The sequence below is a fragment of the Arenibaculum pallidiluteum genome, assembly GCF_017355985.1.
Taxonomy (GTDB): domain Bacteria; phylum Pseudomonadota; class Alphaproteobacteria; order Azospirillales; family Azospirillaceae; genus Arenibaculum; species Arenibaculum pallidiluteum.
The window spans coordinates 79,559-83,916 of sequence record NZ_JAFIQU010000024.1 but is presented as its reverse complement, the minus strand read 5'-3'; the positions used below and the strand labels follow the sequence as shown (position 1 = coordinate 83,916).

The window sequence follows — 4,358 nt, the reverse complement described above, 5'->3', positions numbered from 1 at the left end:
TCCGCCTGCGTGCCGAGATCGCCCTGCGCAAGGTCCAGATGATCCGCCTCGCTCAGGCCCATGCCGCGCAGTACACGGGATCGTGAGCGCGCCGGGAGCGGCGCGCGCTGCGCTTGGCTTGCGCCGATGCGCGTTCTCTGATCTAGCTCAAGGCGCCATCGCGGCCCCGGAGCTACGAATGCGGCCTGCGCCGGTGCGGCAGGCCGTCGCGCGGAGGGCGCCGGGCCTTCCGGACCGCACGGGATCGGACCATATGGGACGGGCGGCACATTTGCCCGGTCGTGACGAAGGACGATGACGGAATTCCTCAGCATGGGCGGGTACGCCGCCTACGTCTGGCCCAGCTATGCGATCGCCGCCATCGTGCTGCTCGGCCTGCTGGTCTCCACCCTGCGCGGGCTTCGCCGCAGCGAGGCGCTGCTGCGCGCGCTTGAGGGCGAGCGGCCGCGGCGGCGCCGCGCCGCCGAGGTGAACGCGTCCGCGCCCCTGGCCGGAAGGGTCGAGCCCGGGAGGGGCGAGCCCAGGAGAGCCGAGCCCAGGAGAGCCGAGCCATGACGCGCAAGAAGCGCCGCCTCTCGATGCTGGTGCTGGCTGCCCTCGGCCTCGGCACCGCCACGGCCCTGGCGCTGACCGCCTTCCAGGACAACATCGTCTTCTTCTACAGCCCGTCCGACCTGCAGGCCCGCGAAGTGGGCGATCGCAGCTTCCGCCTCGGCGGCATGGTCGAGACCGGCTCCGTGCAGCGGCTGGCCGACGGCGTGACCATCGCCTTCCGGGTGACCGACACGGCGCATACGGTGCCCGTAGTCTACAAGGGCATCGTGCCGGACCTGTTCCGCGAGGGGCAGGGCGTGGTCGCCGAAGGCAGGCTCGGCCCGGACGGCACCTTCGTCGCCCGCGAGGTCCTGGCCAAGCACGACGAGAACTACATGCCCCCGGAGGTCGGCGACGCGATCAAGCGGGCCGGCGGCCCGGAGCACGCGACCAAGACGCTCAAGGAGTAACGGACCTGATCCCGGAGCTCGGCCACTACGCGCTGGTCCTGGCGCTGTTCCTCGCCCTCGTCCAGTCGAGCCTCCCCCTGGCCGGGGCCGCCCGCGGCGTGCCCGCCTGGATGGAGGTCGGAAAGCCCGCCGCGCTAGGCCAGTTCGCGCTGGTGGCGCTCGCCTTCGCCGCGCTGATGCACGCCTATGTCGTCAGCGACTTCAGCGTGCTGAACGTGGTCCAGAACAGCCACACCAGCAAGCCCATGCTCTACAAGGTGACGGGCGTCTGGGGGAACCACGAGGGCTCCATGCTCCTGTGGGTCCTGATCCTGTCGCTGTTCGGCGCCGCGGTCGCGCTGTTCGGGCGCAACCTGCCGCCGACCCTGAAGGCGCGCGTCCTGTCGGTCCAGGGGCTGATCGGTGTCGGCTTCCTGCTGTTCATCCTGCTGACCTCGAACCCCTTCGTGCGGATCGACCCGCCGCCGCTGGACGGGCAGGACCTGAACCCGCTGCTGCAGGATCCCGGCCTCGCCTTCCATCCGCCCTTCCTCTATCTCGGCTATGTCGGGTTCTCGGTCGCCTTCTCCTTCGCGGCGGCAGCCCTGATCGAGGGACGGGTCGATCCCGCCTGGGCGCGCTGGGTGCGCCCCTGGACTCTCGCCGCCTGGTGCGGCCTGACTGTCGGCATCGCGCTGGGCTCCTGGTGGGCCTATTACGAGCTCGGCTGGGGCGGCTGGTGGTTCTGGGACCCCGTCGAGAACGCCTCCTTCATGCCCTGGCTGGCCGGGACGGCGCTGCTGCACTCGGCCATCGTCGTCGAGAAGCGCGACGCGCTGAAGAGCTGGACGATCCTGCTCGCGATCCTGACCTTCGGCCTGTCGCTTGTCGGCACCTTCCTGGTGCGCTCGGGCGTGCTGTCCTCCGTCCATGCCTTCGCGGTCGATCCCGCGCGCGGCGTCTTCATCCTGGCCCTGCTGATGATCGCCATGGGCGGCTCGCTGCTGCTCTACGGTTTGCGCGCGCCGGTGCTGAAGCTCGGCGGCCTGTTCGCGCCGATCTCGCGCGAAGGCGCGCTGGTGCTGAACAACCTGCTGCTCTCGACCGCCACCGCCACGGTCTTCCTGGGCACCATGTACCCGCTGTTCCTGGACGCGGTCGGCGGCGGCAAGGTCTCGGTCGGCCCGCCCTTCTTCAATGCGACCTTTGTTCCGCTGATGGTGCCGCTGGTCGCGGCCATGGCGGTCGGACCCCTGCTGGCCTGGAAGCGCGCGGACCTCGCCGGCGCGCTCGGCCGGCTGAAGGCCGCGGCGGCGCTGACGGCGATCTGCGTGCTGGCGACGCTCTACGCCTATCAGGGCGGGCCGGTGCTGGCGCTGGTGGGCATCGCCATGGCGGCCTGGGCGTTCTTCGGCGCCCTGGCCGAGCTGGCGGACCGCGTGAAGCTGTTCCGCGCCCCCTTGGCCGAAAGCCTGCGCCGCGCCGTGAACCTGCCGCGCTCGGCCTGGGGCACGGCCGTCGCCCATGCGGGGCTCGGCATCGCCATCGCCGGAATGACCGGCTCCACCGCTTGGATGACCGAGAAGATCACGCTGATGCGGCCGGGCGAGACGGTCCAGGTCGCGGGCTACGACATTGCCTTCACCGGCCTGGGCCAGGAGCGCGCCGAGAACTACGTGGCGACCCTGGGCAGCTTCCGCGTCACCGCGGGGAACAGCCTGGTCGCCGACCTGCGCCCCTCCGAGCGCTTCTTCCCGGTGACCCGGCAGTCGACCACCGAGGCCGCGATCCACACCAACTGGGTCTCGGACCTCTACGTCGTGCTGGGCAAGCCCGACGAGCAGGGCGCCCATGTGGTCCGGATCTATCACCACCCGCTGGTCCCCTGGATCTGGATCGGCGCCATCGTGATGGCCGCCGGCGGCTGCATCAGCCTGTCGGACCGCCGCTTCAGGGTCGGCGTGCCCGAGCGGCGCGCCCGGCCGGCGGCGCCGGTTCCCGCGGAATGAACCCGGCGGAATGAACCCATGAAACGCCTTCTGTTCCTGTTGCCGCTGATCCTGTTCGGGGTGCTGGCGGTCTATTTCGCCGTGGGGTTGACCCGTGACCCCCGCGCGGTTCCTTCGGCGCTGATCGACAAGCCGGTTCCCCAGTTCTCCCTGGCGCCGCTGGAGGGCTCCGATGCCCCCGGCCTCGCGACGGCCGACCTGAAGGGCAAGGTGCGGCTCGTGAACATCTTCGCGTCCTGGTGCGCGCCCTGCCGGATCGAGCATCCCGTGTTGATGCGCCTTGCGCGCGAGTACGGGATCGAGATCGCGGGGATCAACCAGAAGGACAAGCCCGCCGACGCCCGCGAGATGCTGGAGCGCGAGGGCAACCCCTTCGCGCGCATCGGCGCCGATACGGATGGTCGCGCCTCGATCGAATGGGGCGTCTACGGCATTCCCGAGACCTTCGTGGTCGACCGGGACGGGCGCATCCGCTACCGCCATGTCGGCCCGATCATGCCCCAGGACCTGGACGCGAAGATCCTGCCGATCATCCGGGAACTGCAGGGATGATCCGATCCTTCGCGGCGATGCTGTTCGCGGTCCTGGTCCTGGCGGCGCCGGGCCCCGGGGCCTGGGCCGTCCAGCCGGACGAGGTCCTGCCCGACCCGGCGCAGGAGGCGCGGGCGCGCGAGATCAGCCGCGAGCTGCGCTGCCTGGTCTGCCAGAACCAGAGCATCGACGACAGCAACGCCCCCCTGGCGCGGGATCTCCGTGTCATCGTGCGCGAGCGCATCACGGCCGGCGACACCGACACCCAGGTCCTGGACTTCGTGGTCGGGCGCTATGGCGACTTCGTGCTGCTGCGCCCCCCCTTCAAGCCGGAGACGCTGGCGCTCTGGCTGGGCCCCGCGGCGATCCTGGCCGCTGGGCTCTGCGGGGTCCTGATCTTCCTGCGCCGACGACGGCGCACCGCGGGCACCGAGGTGCCGCTGACCGCCGAGGAGGAGCGCCGCATCGCCGCGCTGCTCGGCGGCGAGGAGCGCTGAGATGCTGTTCTGGATCCTGGCGGCCGCGCTGACCGCGGCGGCGACCGCCTTCGTGCTGCGCCCGCTGATGCGCGGCCCGGAAGCCTCGCCCGGGCAGGCCACCCCCGACCGCTCCGCCTACGACCTGGAGGTCTATCGCGACCAGCTCAAGGAGCTCGACCGCGACCTCGCCCGCGGGGTGATCGGCCCGGCCCAGGCCGAGGCCGCCCGCGCCGAGATCGGCCGGCGCATGATCGCCGCCGCCGGCACCGCGGAGCGCGGGGGAGATCCGGCGCCGCGCGCCCCCCGCGCGGCGGGGGCGGGCGGCGCCGGGGCGGCGGCGGGCCCGGCGGCGCCCG

At 71.8% G+C, this 4,358-nt stretch carries 6 protein-coding genes; all 6 read left to right on the top strand.

What is annotated here, in order from left to right; all coding sequences use genetic code 11:
- Positions 1-294: 294 nt before the first annotated feature.
- Positions 295-555, top strand: coding sequence for a heme exporter protein CcmD (ccmD, locus tag JUB13_RS28985; protein ID WP_207485621.1), 261 nt, complete (start codon positions 295-297; stop codon positions 553-555).
- Positions 552-1,004 (top strand): cytochrome c maturation protein CcmE, encoded by a 453-nt coding sequence (gene ccmE, locus JUB13_RS28980; protein WP_207485619.1) that lies wholly within the window; start codon positions 552-554, stop codon positions 1,002-1,004. Before ccmD ends, ccmE begins: the two co-directional genes overlap by 4 nt.
- Positions 1,005-1,009: 5 nt before the next feature.
- A complete protein-coding gene (locus tag JUB13_RS28975) occupies positions 1,010-2,992 on the top strand; it encodes a heme lyase CcmF/NrfE family subunit (protein ID WP_207485642.1) in 1,983 nt (660 codons plus the stop codon).
- An 18-nt stretch (positions 2,993-3,010) separates the two neighbouring features.
- Positions 3,011-3,544, top strand: a complete 534-nt coding sequence (locus JUB13_RS28970; RefSeq protein ID WP_207485617.1) for a DsbE family thiol:disulfide interchange protein — start codon at positions 3,011-3,013, stop codon at positions 3,542-3,544.
- A complete protein-coding gene (locus JUB13_RS28965; protein ID WP_207485615.1) occupies positions 3,541-4,020 on the top strand; it encodes a cytochrome c-type biogenesis protein in 480 nt (159 codons plus the stop codon). The genes JUB13_RS28970 and JUB13_RS28965 overlap by 4 nt, the downstream gene beginning before the upstream one ends.
- Position 4,021: 1 nt before the next feature.
- Positions 4,022-4,358: c-type cytochrome biogenesis protein CcmI (ccmI, locus tag JUB13_RS28960; RefSeq protein ID WP_207485612.1), on the top strand; the 337-nt coding region annotated here is incomplete at its 3' end.

Coding starts and splice junctions, on each gene's coding strand:
- ccmE (WP_207485619.1), top strand. CDS start 552: ATGACGCGCAAGAAGCGCCGCCTCTCGATGCTGGTGCTGGCTGCCCTC.
- JUB13_RS28970 (WP_207485617.1), top strand. CDS start 3,011: ATGAAACGCCTTCTGTTCCTGTTGCCGCTGATCCTGTTCGGGGTGCTG.
- ccmD (WP_207485621.1), top strand. CDS start 295: ATGACGGAATTCCTCAGCATGGGCGGGTACGCCGCCTACGTCTGGCCC.
- JUB13_RS28965 (WP_207485615.1), top strand. CDS start 3,541: ATGATCCGATCCTTCGCGGCGATGCTGTTCGCGGTCCTGGTCCTGGCG.